This is a genomic window from Sulfuricurvum sp. (assembly GCF_030691015.1).
In the GTDB taxonomy this organism is placed as follows: Bacteria; Campylobacterota; Campylobacteria; order Campylobacterales; family Sulfurimonadaceae; genus Sulfuricurvum.
The window spans coordinates 623,712-640,024 of sequence record NZ_JAUYFF010000001.1 but is presented as its reverse complement, the minus strand read 5'-3'; the positions used below and the strand labels follow the sequence as shown (position 1 = coordinate 640,024).

The following is a 16,313-nucleotide window of genomic DNA, read 5'->3' as shown; positions in this document are numbered from 1 at the left end:
TGATTACGTTTTGATTACGTAAAGATTACCTTCTAATAATGAAAAAAATTCTCATTTTATGTGAATAACTTTTTATAACAATGGCTTAATTGATTATTAAAGAGGTTAAATTCGTTGAAAGCCCTAAAAATAGGGGTTTTATACTACATAAAGGAAGAGTGATTCAGGGTATATTTAGATAAAGAATTTCTGAAGTGGAGAAGATTTTTTCATCATTTCCCGTAATAAAGGGGTTTAGTTATTCACAATCCTCTCACAGTGTGAATATTACACACTTAGGAAAAAAATGAACTATTTTTATTGAATTCAGAAATCTTTTAGGGGGTTAACAAAGAGTAACACTTAAGTCACTCATCAATCGAAAATTATTAAGGGAGTCTAAGACTCTTTCGATACACTTCTGACTTAGCGACTCTCCTGGTGTGTTGGTCGCTTATCTTTTTTTCTCATCCTATTTTAATACTGCTCTTTCGTGCTTCTTGCGCTTTTTTATTCAAATCGAGTTTTACCCTTTGTGCATGCGTTATTGCTACTGCCATAGCATCGGTGATATCCAGCGGCTTTATCTCTTTCGTAATCCCTAGAATCTGTTTTACCATAAATGCTACTTGCTCTTTTGCCGCTTTCGCTTTTCCCGTCAACGCTTTTTTAACCTGAAGCGGCGTATATTCGGCAAACATTCCATACTCCTGTAAAAGCTTTAACGTTATTGCTCCGCGAAATTGAGCGAGCTTTAGTACCGTTTTAGGATTGTGGGCATAAAAGATATCTTCCATGGCTACTTCATCGATTTTATGGGCAGCGAAAAGTTGTTCAATCGCTTCGGCAACTTGTGGAATCTGATATTGAAGCGCTTCGGCTTTTATTTTAATAAGCCCTGCTTCGATAAGTCGTATTTTTTGACCCTCAATGGCTACTATCGCATATCCGCAATTTCGAGTTCCCGGATCAATACCTAAAATATTCATTTTTTTCCTATTCACATGGGTGAATATCTTCTATTCACCATTTCTTTGATCCTAATTATAGGCAAATATCGGTATTATTCACATCACTATTCACATGAAGGGAAAAGATGAATTCGATCGGTAAACAGGTTTTAAATGCACTCAAAGGGGAGATCAATGAGATCGACTACCAACGCTATATTAAACAACTCACTTATGATGAAGCCGAATCAAAAAGCAATTTGGCCGTTTTTCGAGTTCCCAATGCTCTAATTGCCAATTGGGTTCGAACTAAATTTGCCGATAAAATAGCTCATCTGTTCGAAATTAAAACCAATATTAAACCTGCCGTATCAATTTTGATCCAATCTTCAACTATCCCAACATCCACCCAGAATGCATCTGTACCTGCTAATTTAGAGCGCTCCGGCGGGTCTTTACTAAATCCCTCTTATACTTTTCAAAACTTTGTTGTAGGAGATTCCAATAATTTTGCGTTCATCGCCGCCAAAAATGTGAGTGAAAAGCCGGGTGTTGTTTATAATCCCCTCTTTATTTACGGGGGGGTCGGTTTAGGAAAAACCCACCTGATGCAATCGGTCGGCAATGTGATGTTGGCGCAGGGAAAAACGGTTATTTATACCTCTGTAGAACAATTTTTAAATGATTTTACACGTCATCTCAGCAACCGCACTATGGATCGATTCAAAGACAAATACCGCAAATGTGATTTACTCTTGATCGACGATATTCAATTTCTCAGCAATAAAAATCAAATTCAAGAAGAGTTCTTTCACACCTTTGATGCGCTTCGTAATGAAAATAAGCAAATCATTATCACTTCCGATAAACCCCCTAAAAAAATAGGAGGGCTTGAAGAACGTCTCAAAAGCCGTTTTGAATCGGGGCTTGTTGCCGACATTCAACCCCCTGAACTTGAAACGAAGATTGAAATCATCAAGAAAAAATGTGAGATTAACCGCGTAAAACTCGACCGTGAAGTAATCAATTACGTTGCGACAATTATCGAAAATAATACACGAGAAATAGAAGGAATCCTCTCAAAACTCAATGCCTATTCCCAACTCATGGGAGTTGATATTACGATTGAATTCGCCCGAAACGTCCTCAAAGAACAAATGGCAGAAAAACGGAGCAATATTACCACCGACCTTATTATGGAAACCGTTGCCAAAGAGCTTAATATTAAACCAAGTGAAATCCGCTCAAAAAGCCGTAACAGCAACATCGTTTATGCACGCCGCATTGCTATTTATCTTTCACGTTCACTGACACCGAATTCAATGCCTCAATTGGCTCAGTACTTCGGAATGAAAGATCACACCGCAGTTAGTCATACTATGAAAAAAATTCAAGAATTGATGAAAAACGATGAAGATTTCCGAGTAAAAATAGAAGAACTCTCCAATAAAGTCTCAGTTGCAACACCTGAATAAATTATTTGGTTTGTAAAGCCCTTTTAAAAAAGCTATAATTCGTACATAAGTGAATAGATGTGAATGAAAGAGAATCGGTTCATCACATCACTAAAGCAGGAGAGATGGGAGTTAATGGCGTGTTTTCACCCATTCACACCCCCTTATTACTAACTATTACAATTAATGCTTATAAATAATAATAGGAGTCGTTTATGAAAATCACCGTTGATAAGTCGGTTTTGGAAAATATCCTTCTACACCTCCAACCTTTTTTAGAAAAAAAAGATACATCACAAATCACCTCTCATATACTGCTCTCTACCGATGGCAGAACTCTTACCGCTAAAGCTACTGATTATGAAATAGGTCTCTCTATTCAAACTAATTCACTTAGTGTGGAAGAACCTGGATCATTAACCGCTAACGGTAAAAAGCTTCTTGATATTATCCGTATCCTCAAAGATGAAGAAGTTGAACTTACTCTAGATAAAGATACACTGCTCATTCGACAAAAAAGATCGAATTTTAAACTCCCTACGTATAAAAGTTCAGAATTTCCGGCATTCCCTACAACCGACGGAAAACCGAATATTGCAATTAATTCTCACCTGTTAATTGAATCATTGAAAAAAATCACCCCTGCAACGGATACCAATAACCCGAAATTTGAGCTTAACGGTGCATTGATCGATATTAAAAGCAATCAGATCAATTTTGTTTCTACCGATACCAGACGTCTCGCTCTTGTTCACATAGATAGTCAAAATGATGCGGAACTTTCAATTATTGTCCCTAAAAAAGCAATTATCGAAATACAAAAACTTTTTAATGACAACATTGAAATTTATTATGACAATACCCATCTTATTATCAAATCCGAAGACTCATTGTTTTATACGAAACTCATTAACGGTAAATTCCCTGATTACAGCCGAATTATCCCTAAAGAGGCTCAACGTGTTCTAACTCTTCCAAAAAGCGTCATAGTGACCGCCATTAAGCAGATTACGACTATTTCCAATGATCTTAAACTCACTTTCCAAAATGATTCTATTTTATTTGAAAGTTTGAGTGATGACAATATCGAAGCAAAAACAACGGTAGAAATAGAAAACGGATTTGAAACACCGTTTATTCTCGCCATTAACAGCCGCTATATTTTAGATTTCTTATCTCAAGTCAATTCAACCGAATTCACCCTCGAAGCGAATGAATCCAATCAGCCGTTTGTTTTAAAAGATCAAAATTTTAAAACTATCGTAATGCCGATTGTAATTTAACTTACCCTTTTATCCACATTTTAACCCTCATTGAGGGTTATATTTCCACAAAACCTTTTTTTTAGTTTCACTACGGTAAAATAAAGCATTAAACACGCTTAAAAGCTGGAGCAACTATGGAAAATTACGGTGCTAGTAATATTAAAGTCCTCAAAGGTCTCGAAGCCGTTCGAAAACGACCCGGTATGTATATCGGTGATACCGGTCATCGCGGACTTCACCATCTAATCTACGAAGTCGTTGATAACTCGATCGATGAAGCGATGGCAGGACATTGTGATACGATCACGGTAACATTGACTAAAAACGGTACGGCAATGGTAAGCGATAACGGTCGGGGTATTCCGACGGATATGCATCCTACCGAGGGGATTTCTGCGGCTACGGTTGTTTTAACCGTATTGCATGCCGGAGGTAAGTTTGACAAAGACACCTACAAAGTCTCGGGCGGTTTGCACGGGGTTGGGGTATCGGTTGTTAATGCACTTTCATCTGATTTAAAAATGACCATTTTCCGTGAGGGACAATCGTTTGAACAAGATTTTAAATGCGGTATCCCGCAAGAGCCGTTAGCGGTAACGGGAACAACGCGTAAACGTGGAACAACGATCGAATTTTTTCCGGATCCTTCTATCTTTACCGAAACCATTATTTTCGATTACGACTATTTGGCAAAACGTTTCCGAGAACTTGCTTACCTCAATCCTCGTATTACGATTATTTTCAAAGATGACCGTAACGGTGCGAGTAATACGTATCACTTCGAGGGCGGTATCAGTCAATTCGTAACCGATGTGAATAAAAAAGTAGTAGTAGCCGCTCCGTTTGCATTCAGTGAAAAAATCGAAGATATCGAGATGGATATTGCCGTAATGTACAACGACAGTTACGACGAAAAAATGTTCACGTTTGTCAATAACATCAATACTCCTAACGGCGGTACTCACGAAGCGGGTTTCCGTGCGGGACTCACTCGTGTTATCTCCAACTATAACAAGCAAAACGGTAATGCGAAAGAAAAAGATATCCCATTATCGGGTGAAGATGTCTCTGAGGGACTTATTTGTGTTGTCTCCGTTCGTGTACCGGAACCTCAGTTTGAGGGTCAAACCAAAGGGAAACTGGGAAATACCTATGTTCGACCGTTGGTTCAAAAAGTCACCTATGAAAAACTGACCAAGTATTTCGAAGAGAATCCGATCCAAGCGAAAGCTATCATCCAAAAAGCTCTTATGGCGGCACGCGGACGCGAAGCGGCGAAAAAAGCACGCGAACTAACACGTCGTAAAGATGCCATGACGGTCGGTACATTACCGGGTAAATTGGCAGACTGTCAAAGCAAAGACCCTGCAATCAGCGAACTTTATCTGGTGGAAGGGGACTCTGCGGGCGGTTCGGCTAAACAGGGACGTGACCGTGTTTTCCAAGCGATTTTGCCACTCAAAGGTAAAATTCTCAATGTTGAAAAAGCACGTCTCGATAAAATTCTAAAATCCGAAGAGATTACCAACATGATCACCGCACTCGGTTGCGGAATCGGTGAAGAGTTTAACGAAGACAAACTTCGCTACCACAAGATCATCATCATGACCGATGCCGACGTCGACGGTAGCCATATTCAAACATTGTTATTGACGTTCTTCTTCCGTTATTTGCCGAAAATCGTGGAAAACGGCTACCTTTATTTGGCGCAACCGCCGTTGTACCGCTATAAAAAAGGGAAAAAAGAGATTTATTTTAAAGATGATCGCGTTATGAATGCCTTTTTGATCGAAAACGGTATCGAGGCGTTAGAATCAGAAGAGTTAAATGTCGGTGTTAATGATCTTGTCTCGTTCTTTAAGATGGTTGACCATTACCGCAGTACACTTGATGCGTTAGAGCGTCGTTATGCCCTCGTAGAACTGATCCGTTATTTCATCGAAAATCCTGATTTGATTGCATTGCCGCTTAAAGAGATGTACACTAAAGTTGAAGCATTCCTAACGGCTCAGGGGAATAACATCCTCAGTAAAAGTGTTAGTGATGAGGATATGCACCTCTTTGTTCAGACAAAAGAGGGATTGGAAGAGTTGCACATCAATGATGAGCTTTTTGCATCACCGCATTTTGCCGAAGCAAATTTCATTTTCCGAAAAATTCAAGATTGGAATTTGCCGTTGAAAGGTGATTTACTTGAGTTGCTTACACAAATCACCGATTTTGCGAAGAAAGGATCTTATATCCAACGCTATAAAGGTCTCGGGGAGATGAATCCTGAACAGCTTTGGGAAACAACGATGACACCGGAAAACCGTGTATTGCTCCGAATTACCATTGACGATTTTGAATCCGCGGGTGATTCGTTTAATCTCTTTATGGGTGACGATGTCGAACCGCGCCGTAACTACATCGAAACACATGCCAAAGACGTTAAGCATCTGGACATATAATCCTTTATGACTTATACCGAACAAAAAGAGAGAGAACACCGCTTTGCTTTAGCATTGCGGATGGGATTGCCCATCTTCTTTCTTAGCGCGGTTACCCTCTTTGCCCTCCTTACACAAAAATATACGACGTTTGCCTCCTTACTGATATTATCAATAGCGCTTTTGGGGATAATGGTCTATTTTATTTTTTACCTTATTTACCAAAGTACCCGTGAAAATATTACCGATTCAATAACCCATACTTTTACGACAGACTATTTTTTTAAGTTAGCGTCAAAAGCACTCAAAAAAAATACTCAGACGATTATGATGATCAGTGTTGAAAATTTATGGTCTATCAATGAACGTTACGGAATTAAAAACGGAGATCGTGCACTAAAGAGTACGGTACTAAAACTGGATCAATTTTTTCGTGACAAAGGGGTTGTTAAACTCCCTATCGGACGGTATAAAGGGGGAGATTTTTTACTTTTATTAGCGGGAGAAAAAGAGCAATATCGCCCTCTCCTTGAACTTTTTTTGAGTAAATATCAAAATTATGTTGATAATGAGATTGAAATACGACTTGAAGCGGTTATGATCGATTCGCGCCTCTCAGATAGTATAGAGCTTCTGACGAGTCGTTTGTATGAGTTGCATAATGATCGAATCGGAGCGGAAAAAGAGGAATATTATTCGATAAATGAGCTCGAACAAGAGATACTTGAAGCGTTAGACGAAAAACGGTTTTCAATCGGATTTTGGCCAATTTGTTGTGATGAATACATGCTTTTTGATACCACCGTCAAACTGATTGATTCACAAAATAGGTTTATACATCAGAGTCGCTATATCCCTGTTTTGAACCGATTGAATAAAATGCGTATTTTAGAGAGTGATGTACTTGAAAAATTAGGGGAGTTGTGTGAGAGTCAAAATCACAACTTTATATTGACGGTCTCTTCGGTTACGTTGCGAAATCCCCATTTTTTCGAACATGCACTTACGTTATTTGAACGTTATCCCCTTGCGCGCTATAAGATCACTTTTCTTTTTGAAGAGAAAGAATATTGTCATCAGCTGGAGCGTTTTGCCCATCAAATTGCCCACTATCGAAAAGCGGGATACAAAATTGGACTGGATCGTTTGGGCGGCTATCATACGACGCTACTTTATCTCAAAGAACTAGAGGTGGATATAGTCCGTTTTGACCCTCTTTACAGTCGCAACATCAAAAAAGCAGGGTATCAAAATATACTTCAGGGGCTTAATCTAAGCGCACATCTGTGCGGAGCGAAAACATGGATTTCGATGATTGAAGATTCCTATACCGATCAGCTTTGCCAGTCCCTTAAAATTAATTATCGGCAGGGAAATTATCTGGGTAAAATTTTAACAGTAGAAGAGATTAAAGGAGAGTTATGAAATACGGAGAACAAATCGTAGAGAATTTTGATATTGAAAAAGATTTTGAGATTTGGCCTAATCAGCACGAACGCGATTATGTGATTAAAGTAACGTTGCCGGAATTTACCTGCCTTTGCCCTCGAAGCGGATATCCTGATTTTGCGACCATCTACGTTGAATATACGCCGGATAAATGGGTAGCTGAACTCAAAGCTATCAAACTGTACATTAATTCGTTCAGAAACCGCCATATTTCGCACGAAAACAGTGCAAACGAGATCTACAGCACTTTCGAGACAAAAATCGCTCCTAAGCGCTTAAAAGTCGTTGCAGACTATTATCCGCGTGGAAATGTCCATACGGTTGTTGAGATTGACAGTGAAAAAATGGTGAGAGAGAAATAATCGGGAAATTTTTGGAGGGGAAAATTCCCTGTCCTAAAGTTAAAATTTGTAGGTGTAGGTAAGGTTGGCGCTACGACCCCAATGTGCCGGAATCGTGTTGGTTCCATTTGTATAATTTAGATTTGGTGAATAAATATCTTCATTCAAAATATTATCCAGATAAAGGGATAATAAAGAGCGACCGATTTGACCAATATTCCACATTTTTGCCGTATCGACGGAGATGTTAGCGGTTAAAAGATGGTAAGGGTCTGCGCTCGGGTTAAGGGCTACCCCTGCTACACTCAAATCGTGAGATTTTCCGATATAGCTGTCAAAAACAGCGATGTTCATCCCGTGGATTCCTCCATAGGAACCGCCGAATTTAGCCATCGTATTGGGGGCAAAGGTGGTGTCTTCAGTACCGCTGTTTGTTTTGTTAATCTGATAGCTGAAATTCCCAAGAACACTGAAATCCTCATTTAGTTCCACCCGTCCTTCAACCTCTATCCCCTGAAAATGGACGTATCCCCGATTAGTAAAGGTTGTTTTAGCAGGTTGGGGTACATAGGGCGTTCTTACAATCAAATTCTCAAGCATCGTATCATAGAGGGCAATTGCATAGTATTGATTTGACGTTTGGTAAATAAGCTGTGCGTCATAAGTTGCTACTTTTTCAGGATTTAGTAGAGGATTCCCTATTAATGTCGTGGCTGTGATTTTTGCTTCCTGAAGATTAGGTGAGCGGTACGCTTCGCTGTAGAGGAGTTTCAACCACCAATTATCTCCAAAACCTTGAATAAATCCAGCTCGTTTGGAGAGGTCTGTTTGGGAATCTTCGGGTTTGTTGAGCTGAACTCCGAGAATGAATTTTTGTTTCGGAGAGAGCATATAGTCGAGCTGCATATAGGCACTTTTATTGTTCATCTCGGAATAAGGGAATGTCCCCGTGTTTCTAAACTCTGTTTCATAATTGGAAGAGTTGGCGCCGAAGAGGAGATTAAGGTCGGTGGCAACATTGCCGCGCACGATCACCTCTGTCATATCGTAGCGATCTTTGTAATGGTTTCTGGCACCTGCACCGCTGATCTGCCAATCAAATTCACTCAAATTTACCGTATAGTTGAGAGATACGTCCCATCCGCTTGTAATATCGAAAAGATACCCGACATCCAGAAACTCTCTTTTTTTATTCATCGGTGAGGAGGGGAGGTCAAAGGTAGAGCCACCGCTGTCTTCGTTGTTATTCATGACCATAGCGTTTAGGGTGAACCCTTTGTATTTTCCGTTGACAACGAGGTTATCGCTGTTTTCAGCCGTACCGTAGGTTCCTCTTGTGTTACTTTTGTCAAAAACTCCGTTTACACTGTCACCGTCGGCTTGAATGGCGTTAAGACCGATATTCAAGCTGTAGTCATTCCCCCCGATCAGTGTTGAGACTTCAATCTGTCGGCGATCAAAGCTTCCGGCACTGATATCGACACGGGTTTCATTGATCGATTTTTGGGCATCTTTGGTGACGATGTTGATGACCCCTGCCATCGCATTGGTACCGTAAATAACGGATCCTGGCCCTCGTATCACTTCGATATGGTCGATCATATCCAGCGGAAAACCGAGATAAATATCGAAGTTAAATCCTCCGTCCGTCCCCTCATGGATTGGACGACCGTTTAGGAGAACTACTTCCCACCCTTCTTGATGGGCTCCGTTCATCGCCCTGATGGAGGTTTTGTTGTGGGGGCGCTGGTGAGAACCGAGTACCTGCATCCCGACAAGACGGTCGATGACATCGCGTAAATGGCGTGCCCCGTATTGCTGAATCTCTTGTGAGGATACGACGGTAACAACACCGGGTGCCAAATGCTGGCTTTCATCACGGCGTGATGTACTGGTTACTTGTATATTAAGGAGATCCTCGAGCGAAAGGGGAGATAAATCGGAGGAGTCATCAGCCTGAAGAAGGGAACATGAAATGGCTGCTACTAAAAAAACATTTTTCATGGACAACCTCACGTATAGAATACGATAATAATAACACTCTTTACTTAAAGATATTTAAGAAATAAAATTTTTGCTTGAACCTAGGAGTTCAATGGGAAGGGTGAGCGTAAATTTTACCCCCGTTTGACGTTCGGTATCGATTGTAATTTCACCTAAGAGTTTTTGGGTGATAAGATTATAGACGATATTGAGCCCTAATCCGGTTCCTCCGGCATTGCGCTTGGTGGTAGTAAACGGTTCAAAGGCAATTTTTTTAATTTTTTCATCCATACCGATCCCGTTATCGGCATACGTTAAAACAAGATGCTGTTCATTCACTTCGAAATGGATAGTGATAGTCGCATTGTGTACGGATTCGTTAAAGCCGTGGAGCAAAGAGTTCTGGATAAAGTTGCTGATAATTTGAGCGTATACGCCCGGGTAGGATTTAATTATAAGAGCGTGATCCCCTTCTAAATTTACAGTTACCGGTATTTTTTTTAGTTTGTTATGGAATGTGAGGAGGATCTCATCGAGATATTCATAGAGGTTGAACTCCTGCTTATCTTCCACGCTTTGATCAACGGAAATACGTTTAAAACTGCGAATGAGATTCGCAGCATGATTAATGCTTTTAAGAAGTAAGTGGGAGGTTTCATTCAATATCGTAAGCTTTTGCTCCATAAATGATTTTTTGAGCGTCCCCTCTTCCATTTGTCGAAGGAGCTGTTGCGTTTCTCTGACAATAATGGAGCCGCCCGTAATCGCATTGCCAAGAGGTGTATTGACTTCATGGGCTACACCGCTGACAAGGTTTCCAAGTGCCGCCATTTTTTCAGATTCCACCAGTTGAAGTTGTGCTTTTTTTAGTGTTTCGAGAGAGTCTTGAAGCTCTTGAGTACGCGATGCAACGCGTGATTCCAAATGGGAAGTGAGTGACTCGGTTTCGCTTAACAGATGGTTAAACGCATTGTACAAATAAGCGATTTCATCTTGATTGTTATGGGTAACGCGAAGCGAATAGTTGTTGTTTTCCGCTACCTCTTTGGCCGTTTCGGTCAACGTGAGTATCGGTTGAAGAATCTTTTTGCTTAGTATACGTGACAGTATGTAGACAAAGAGGATTAAGCCGATTGAAAAAACAGTGACTGCGGTTAATAGTTCCACAATAAACGAGGTAATACGATCCGTTTCTCTCTCGATATAGAGGTAACCCAAAAGTTGATCATTTTGTTTGATTTCTAGGGTGGTCTTCAAGTTTCCCAGCATCCACGGAAACGAACTTGGGTTTTCAAATCGTGTTCCCAAAGGGAAGATATCACTCGGAAGCGGTCGGTTTTCGGGATTAAACGAAATCAAAGATGTGCGATCAGGGCTGTAGACAACCGATAGAAGAACATCATTGTTTTTATGCAGGCGGTGCATATTGGCATTGATTCCCTGAAGATCAAAAAATGCTAAAGGGGCGGTAATCAAATCCGCGATTAAAGTGGCCTCCAATTGGCTCTCATGGATATAGGTACGCTTTTCGTGATTGATGCTGTACCAAAGCTGAAATAACGTTCCGAAAATAATGATAAAAAGACTGGTAATAATCAGTAAAAAAACCATTTGTGAGGTGATGGAATGGTTATTTAGTCTCATTTTGATCCCCCCGTCGGTTCAATAACCGTAGCAAAATTAAGTAGCTTGTAGCTTACGGTTAAATTGGCATTTTCGAGATTACGCTGATTAATAACAAACCGAAACATGTTGTTATCCAGATAAAATCCGATCATGGCTCCCCGTCTAGCATCGTCATCATCGTCACTGATCAATAAAACATTATTTTTGCGTAAATTACTTAATAAGTTTTCGTTTTGGTGGGGTTTTGAACCTCGAAAATAGAGGATATGGCACTTCATCATCTCTTCCGACGGATCTCCGGCATTGAGGGTGATGACTTTTAGCGGATGGTTATTGAAGAGGCGGGATGAATAGCTTTTTTGGAGTGCTTTTGCAAAGGTACTGTCATCGTAGATACAGACGTTATAACTATCAACCGGTTTTGGCCATTGGATAAACATCGTAAAACGTTCTAGATAGGCTGCTTTTATGCTCTCTTCTGAAACGGCTAGTAAAGAGGCGGTATAAAAAAGAGAATAAAAAGCAGCTGCACAAATCTTTCTCATTGTGATTAAATCAGATCAGGCTTGGGTTCACCTAAAAAGTACCCTTGAGCATAATCGATACCCATCGTCTTGACTATGTCGTAAACCTGAGCGCTGTGGACAAATTCCGCAACGGTTTTTACCCCTATTTTATGGGTAAAAAAGAGGATTGATTCGGTTACGATTCGAGATTTTTTATTCACATCGATATCTTTAATATAGATACCGTCAATTTTAACGATATCGAGATCAAGATTTCCGAGTTGGGCAAAATTCGAGCATTGAACGCCAAAATCGTCCAAACACAGGCGGTAGCCCAATGCTATGAGGTCATTGAGATGTTTTTCGGCAATCGGATTGGTCAAAATACTGCTGTCTTCGAGAATTTCAAAATAGATCCTGCCGCTTTCAATCCCGTAATGTTTCCGTGTCTGTTCTATAAATTCTATAAAACCGTGTTCGATGAGATCTTGGTCGGTAATATTGACCGAAAAATCGAGGCTATTGGTACTGAAGCGTGCGCAGGCTTGTTCAAATACCCGCTGCGTTATTTGGTACAGAAGCCCGGCATATCTGGCAGTGCTTAGAAAATGAAAAGGGGAATAGATTATTCCGTCGTGTTCAAGCCGCACAAGGGCTTCATATTTCACAATTTCACCGCTTCCGCAATCAACGATCGGTTGGTAATAGGCAATTAACTTGTTATTATCAAGGGCATCTTTAAGCCATTTCGTCCATTTCGTATTTTCTTTGATCTGTTTGATGACAGCTAGATTATCTGAATAGACCTGTACGCGGTTTCGGCTCATTTTTCGGGCTTCGCGAAGTGCAATTTCGGCTTTTTGGATCATATTTCCGATTTCGTGCTCGACAACCCCCATGGTAACATTGATTCGGTGCTCGATACCGTTAATGAGGAATAAATGTTTGGTGATCGTATTTTGAACTCGAAGAACCTCTTTTTGGATGTCCTGTAACTCTTTTTGAGACGTTAGTATGGCAAAAATATCGGCTTCAAGACGGTAAATAGTACATGCGGGGCAGGAGGACTCCCGTAAGATTTTGCCAAACTGCAATAGCATCTGATCCCCGACTTCAAATCCGTACACGTCATTAATCATGCTGAATGCATCAATATTCAATAAAACAAGGGACATCGGCATTTCGGTATCAAGATCATAATTGAGCTTGACACGATTACCCAGACCGGTCAATGTGTCGGTGATCAAGGTAGCATAAATTTCGTTTTTTTTATTGAGAAGTTCAACAATCTGTTTGTATTGTGAGAGGGCGCTTCGGATGGTGGTATAGAGCCTATCGGTAGTGAGTTCGGTTTTCTCTTTGTAGTCATTGATGTCATAATGGTCGATGACGTATCGCTCCGGTGCAATTCCGGGCTGTCCTGTTCGGATTATGATCCGTACAGTGGTATTATCGAGGTGATAGCGGATGGTTTCAACAAGATCCAGTCCGGCTGTTTCACTCTCCATGACAACATCGAGTAAAATGATAGCGACATCATCATGCTCTTTAAGAATTTCGGTTGCTTCGGCAGCACTGTAGGCGGAGATAAAGTGAATAGGTTTGCGTTCAAAGGTAAAGTCGTGAAGCGCCAGCCTTGTAAAGGAGTGAACTTCTTTGTCGTCATCGACGATCATTACTTTCCAGGGCGCCTCGGATAATTGGTCTTCTTCTTCAGGAGCGAATAGAAGCTCATCAGTACCCATTTTTTTACCCTCTTCTTTATAAGAATATTGTTTACATTATTTTCAATAATAGCACAAAATGCTATAGAAAGAAAGAGGGCGTTTAAACGTAATGCAGTATCAACCGAATTTACCGGTGATATACTCTTGTGTGAGTTTTTCTTTCGGGGTAACGAAGAGTTCTTCGGTGTGCCCTAGCTCAATTAAATCTCCCAAATACATAAATCCTGTGTAATCGCTGACACGTGCTGCTTGCTGCATATTATGGGTGACGATAATGATACTGACGCGCTCTTTGAGCTCGATGACCAATTTTTCAATCCCCTGCGTCGAGATTGGGTCAAGTGCGGATGTCGGTTCATCAAAAAGCAATACTTCCGGTTCTACCGCAATCGCTCTTGCGATACACAAACGTTGTTGCTGACCCCCTGAGAGCCCGTTTGCATCATTTTTAAGACGATCGCTTACCTCTTTCCAGAGTGCGGCGTCTTGAAGCGCTTTTTCAACACGATCGTTTAGCTCCGTTTTGTTTTTGATCCCTTGAAGACGCATACCGTAGGCGACGTTATCGAAAATAGACATAGGAAACGCCGTCGGTTTTTGAAAAATCATTCCGATTTTTGTCCGTAGGTGAATCAAATCTTCTTTAGGATCGAGGATATTACGCCCTTCAAATTCAATTTCACCTTCGTACTTATTCCCGGGGTAAAGATCGTGCATTCGGTTAAAAGAGCGTAAAAGGGTAGTCTTACCGCATCCTGATGGCCCGATAAGTGCAGTAACGGAATTTTTTGCAATCGGCATGGTTACTTTTTTCAGGCTTGGTGCGGGAGCACCTTTGTAGGTAAAGTCAAAGTTTCGGACTTGAAGTGCACACTCTTCTTTGATATCGATAATACTTGCCATAATGTTATTTCCTTTTTCCGGCTAATAAAATAAGTCGTCCCACAATATTGAGACCTAAAATAAACATAGAGAGGATAAAGGCCGCCGCCCATCCAAGCTGTTGCCAATCATCGTAGGGGCTGATGGCATAGTTAAACATCGTCACCGTAAGCGAAGGCATTGCTTCATTTAGATCGGTTGTAAAAAAATTATCGTTAAATGAGGTAAAGAGTAGCGGTGCCGTCTCTCCGCCTACACGGGCGATTCCAAGAAGAACCCCTGTTAAGATTCCCGCTTTTGCTCCACGATAAACGATATCGATGATAACTTTATACTTCGGTGCACCCAGAGCGAATGCCGCTTCACGAAGGGTTCCGGGAACCAGCTGAAGCATATCGTCCGTGGTACGTAAAATAACCGGAATCATAATGATTGCCAACGCGATTGCCCCTGCCCAAGCACTGAAATGTCCCATCGGCATAACGATAACGGCATAGACAAATGCCCCGATAACGATAGAGGGTGCCGACATCATAATATCTGAAATATCGCGGATGGTATGGGCGAGTTTAGAGTTCTTCCCATATTCGCTCAAATAGGTTCCTGCCATAATCCCCAGAGGAACACCGATTAAGGTCGCCAGTCCTACAAGGATCAATTGACCGACAAGGGCATGTTTAAGACCGCTTTCGGCATATCCCGGAGGGGAACCTTCGAAGATAAAGATATTCCAGCTTAGAGCGTCGACCCCTTTCATCACTAAAACACCGAGAATCCAGAACAAAAAAGCGAGGGCGATCACGGCACTTAATGTTGAAAACGCGAGTGCTAACTTATTGATGATGATCCGTTTTTGAGTTGCGGTCATTGTCCTTTCCTCACTTTACGTAAAAAGTAAAACTTTGCAACGGCGATAACGACAAAGCTCATGATGAGCAATGTTAGCGCCAACCCGAACAGACTGGAGAAGTAAAGGGAACTGTCGGCCTCGGTAAACTCGTTGGCCAAGGTAACCGGAATCGAAGTGGTTGGGTCCATGATTGAGTTTGGAGTATGGTGGACATTCCCCATAACGAAGGTGACGGCCATCGTTTCACCGATTGCACGTCCGAGTGCCAAAATGAGTGAGCCGATAATCCCGGCTTTTGCGTAAGGGATGATGACATCTTTGATAACGTCCCATTGCGTCCCCCCCAATGCGTAAGCAGATTCTTTGAGAATATCGGGGGTAGTATTCATGGCATCGCGGGTAACGGCTGCCATAAAAGGGAGAATCATGATGGCTAAAACGATCCCTGCCGCGAGGAGACCGATCCCCATTCCGCCGAAGATATCACGCAAAATAGGGACGAAGAAAAATAGCCCCCACATACCGTAAATGACCGAGGGGATAGCTGCGAGGAGTTCAACGCTGACACCGAAGAACCCTTTGATTTTGTCATGGGCAATTTCGCTGAGGAAGATGGCAACCCCGATGGCAATAGGAATCGCTAAGAGCATCGCCAAAAAGGTAGATGCGACCGAGCCGAAAATCGCTGCATAGGCACCGAATTTATCGAGATTCGGTGCCCACTCATCTTTGGTAATGAAATCCAGTCCAAACGTCTGCATCGCTTCTGTCGACTGATTAAAGAGAACCACAAATATCCATGCAACGATGAAAAGAATCAACAGAGCACTGGTGCGGGTCATGTTTAAGAAGATTTTATCAATCATGCCAAG

General features: G+C 41.3%; 13 protein-coding genes. 5 read left to right on the top strand and 8 right to left on the bottom strand.

Features of this window, described 5'->3' with window-relative positions:
* Positions 1 to 446: 446 nt before the first annotated feature.
* The gene (gene ruvC, locus Q8O20_RS03445; protein WP_304741344.1) at positions 447 to 968 is read right to left on the bottom strand and encodes a crossover junction endodeoxyribonuclease RuvC; all 522 of its coding nucleotides are present in this window, start codon (positions 966 to 968) and stop codon (positions 447 to 449) included.
* A gap of 107 nt (positions 969 to 1,075) precedes the next feature.
* Between ruvC and dnaA the strand changes: the two genes are divergently transcribed.
* The 5 genes from dnaA (at position 1,076) to queF (ending at position 7,888) form a co-directional block, all read left to right on the top strand.
* Complete coding sequence (gene dnaA, locus Q8O20_RS03440; protein WP_304741342.1) at positions 1,076 to 2,404, top strand: chromosomal replication initiator protein DnaA; 1,329 nt, start codon at positions 1,076 to 1,078, stop codon at positions 2,402 to 2,404.
* Between the two features lie 194 nt (positions 2,405 to 2,598).
* On the top strand, positions 2,599 to 3,666 hold the full coding sequence (gene dnaN, locus Q8O20_RS03435; protein ID WP_304741340.1) for a DNA polymerase III subunit beta: 1,068 nt from the start codon (positions 2,599 to 2,601) through the stop codon (positions 3,664 to 3,666).
* A gap of 116 nt (positions 3,667 to 3,782) precedes the next feature.
* Positions 3,783 to 6,098 (top strand): DNA topoisomerase (ATP-hydrolyzing) subunit B, encoded by a 2,316-nt coding sequence (gene gyrB, locus Q8O20_RS03430; protein ID WP_304741338.1) that lies wholly within the window; start codon positions 3,783 to 3,785, stop codon positions 6,096 to 6,098.
* A gap of 6 nt (positions 6,099 to 6,104) precedes the next feature.
* On the top strand, positions 6,105 to 7,502 hold the full coding sequence (locus tag Q8O20_RS03425) for an EAL domain-containing protein (RefSeq protein WP_305529988.1): 1,398 nt from the start codon (positions 6,105 to 6,107) through the stop codon (positions 7,500 to 7,502).
* Positions 7,499 to 7,888, top strand: coding sequence for a preQ(1) synthase (gene queF, locus Q8O20_RS03420; protein ID WP_305529987.1), 390 nt, complete (start codon positions 7,499 to 7,501; stop codon positions 7,886 to 7,888). Before Q8O20_RS03425 ends, queF begins: the two co-directional genes overlap by 4 nt.
* A gap of 39 nt (positions 7,889 to 7,927) precedes the next feature.
* Here queF and Q8O20_RS03415 read toward each other — a convergent pair whose 3' ends face one another.
* From Q8O20_RS03415 to pstC, 7 genes are all read right to left on the bottom strand, one after another.
* On the bottom strand, positions 7,928 to 9,871 hold the full coding sequence (locus Q8O20_RS03415; RefSeq protein WP_305529986.1) for a TonB-dependent siderophore receptor: 1,944 nt from the start codon (positions 9,869 to 9,871) through the stop codon (positions 7,928 to 7,930).
* A 54-nt stretch (positions 9,872 to 9,925) separates the two neighbouring features.
* Positions 9,926 to 11,494, bottom strand: a complete 1,569-nt coding sequence (locus tag Q8O20_RS03410; RefSeq protein ID WP_305529985.1) for a sensor histidine kinase — start codon at positions 11,492 to 11,494, stop codon at positions 9,926 to 9,928.
* Entirely contained in the window at positions 11,491 to 12,021 is a 531-nt protein-coding gene (locus Q8O20_RS03405) for a YfiR family protein (RefSeq protein WP_305529984.1), read from the bottom strand. The genes Q8O20_RS03410 and Q8O20_RS03405 overlap by 4 nt, the downstream gene beginning before the upstream one ends.
* A gap of 5 nt (positions 12,022 to 12,026) precedes the next feature.
* The gene (locus Q8O20_RS03400) at positions 12,027 to 13,727 is read right to left on the bottom strand and encodes a GGDEF and EAL domain-containing protein (RefSeq protein WP_304741325.1); all 1,701 of its coding nucleotides are present in this window, start codon (positions 13,725 to 13,727) and stop codon (positions 12,027 to 12,029) included.
* A 99-nt stretch (positions 13,728 to 13,826) separates the two neighbouring features.
* Complete coding sequence (gene pstB / locus Q8O20_RS03395; protein ID WP_305529983.1) at positions 13,827 to 14,612, bottom strand: phosphate ABC transporter ATP-binding protein PstB; 786 nt, start codon at positions 14,610 to 14,612, stop codon at positions 13,827 to 13,829.
* Positions 14,613 to 14,616: 4 nt separating this feature from the next.
* Complete coding sequence (pstA, locus tag Q8O20_RS03390) at positions 14,617 to 15,459, bottom strand: phosphate ABC transporter permease PstA (RefSeq protein WP_304741321.1); 843 nt, start codon at positions 15,457 to 15,459, stop codon at positions 14,617 to 14,619.
* Entirely contained in the window at positions 15,456 to 16,307 is an 852-nt protein-coding gene (gene pstC, locus Q8O20_RS03385; protein WP_304741319.1) for a phosphate ABC transporter permease subunit PstC, read from the bottom strand. Before pstC ends, pstA begins: the two co-directional genes overlap by 4 nt.
* Between the last annotated feature and the right edge of the window lie 6 nt (positions 16,308 to 16,313).

Bases quoted from the DNA above. Each gene is read 5' to 3' on its own strand.
- ruvC (WP_304741344.1), bottom strand. From the start codon at position 968: ATGAATATTTTAGGTATTGATCCGGGAACTCGAAATTGCGGATATGCG.
- dnaA (WP_304741342.1), top strand. From the start codon at position 1,076: ATGAATTCGATCGGTAAACAGGTTTTAAATGCACTCAAAGGGGAGATC.
- dnaN (WP_304741340.1), top strand. From the start codon at position 2,599: ATGAAAATCACCGTTGATAAGTCGGTTTTGGAAAATATCCTTCTACAC.
- gyrB (WP_304741338.1), top strand. From the start codon at position 3,783: ATGGAAAATTACGGTGCTAGTAATATTAAAGTCCTCAAAGGTCTCGAA.
- Q8O20_RS03425 (WP_305529988.1), top strand. From the start codon at position 6,105: ATGACTTATACCGAACAAAAAGAGAGAGAACACCGCTTTGCTTTAGCA.
- queF (WP_305529987.1), top strand. From the start codon at position 7,499: ATGAAATACGGAGAACAAATCGTAGAGAATTTTGATATTGAAAAAGAT.
- Q8O20_RS03415 (WP_305529986.1), bottom strand. From the start codon at position 9,871: ATGAAAAATGTTTTTTTAGTAGCAGCCATTTCATGTTCCCTTCTTCAG.
- Q8O20_RS03410 (WP_305529985.1), bottom strand. From the start codon at position 11,494: ATGAGACTAAATAACCATTCCATCACCTCACAAATGGTTTTTTTACTG.
- Q8O20_RS03405 (WP_305529984.1), bottom strand. From the start codon at position 12,021: ATGAGAAAGATTTGTGCAGCTGCTTTTTATTCTCTTTTTTATACCGCC.
- Q8O20_RS03400 (WP_304741325.1), bottom strand. From the start codon at position 13,727: ATGGGTACTGATGAGCTTCTATTCGCTCCTGAAGAAGAAGACCAATTA.
- pstB (WP_305529983.1), bottom strand. From the start codon at position 14,612: ATGGCAAGTATTATCGATATCAAAGAAGAGTGTGCACTTCAAGTCCGA.
- pstA (WP_304741321.1), bottom strand. From the start codon at position 15,459: ATGACCGCAACTCAAAAACGGATCATCATCAATAAGTTAGCACTCGCG.
- pstC (WP_304741319.1), bottom strand. From the start codon at position 16,307: ATGATTGATAAAATCTTCTTAAACATGACCCGCACCAGTGCTCTGTTG.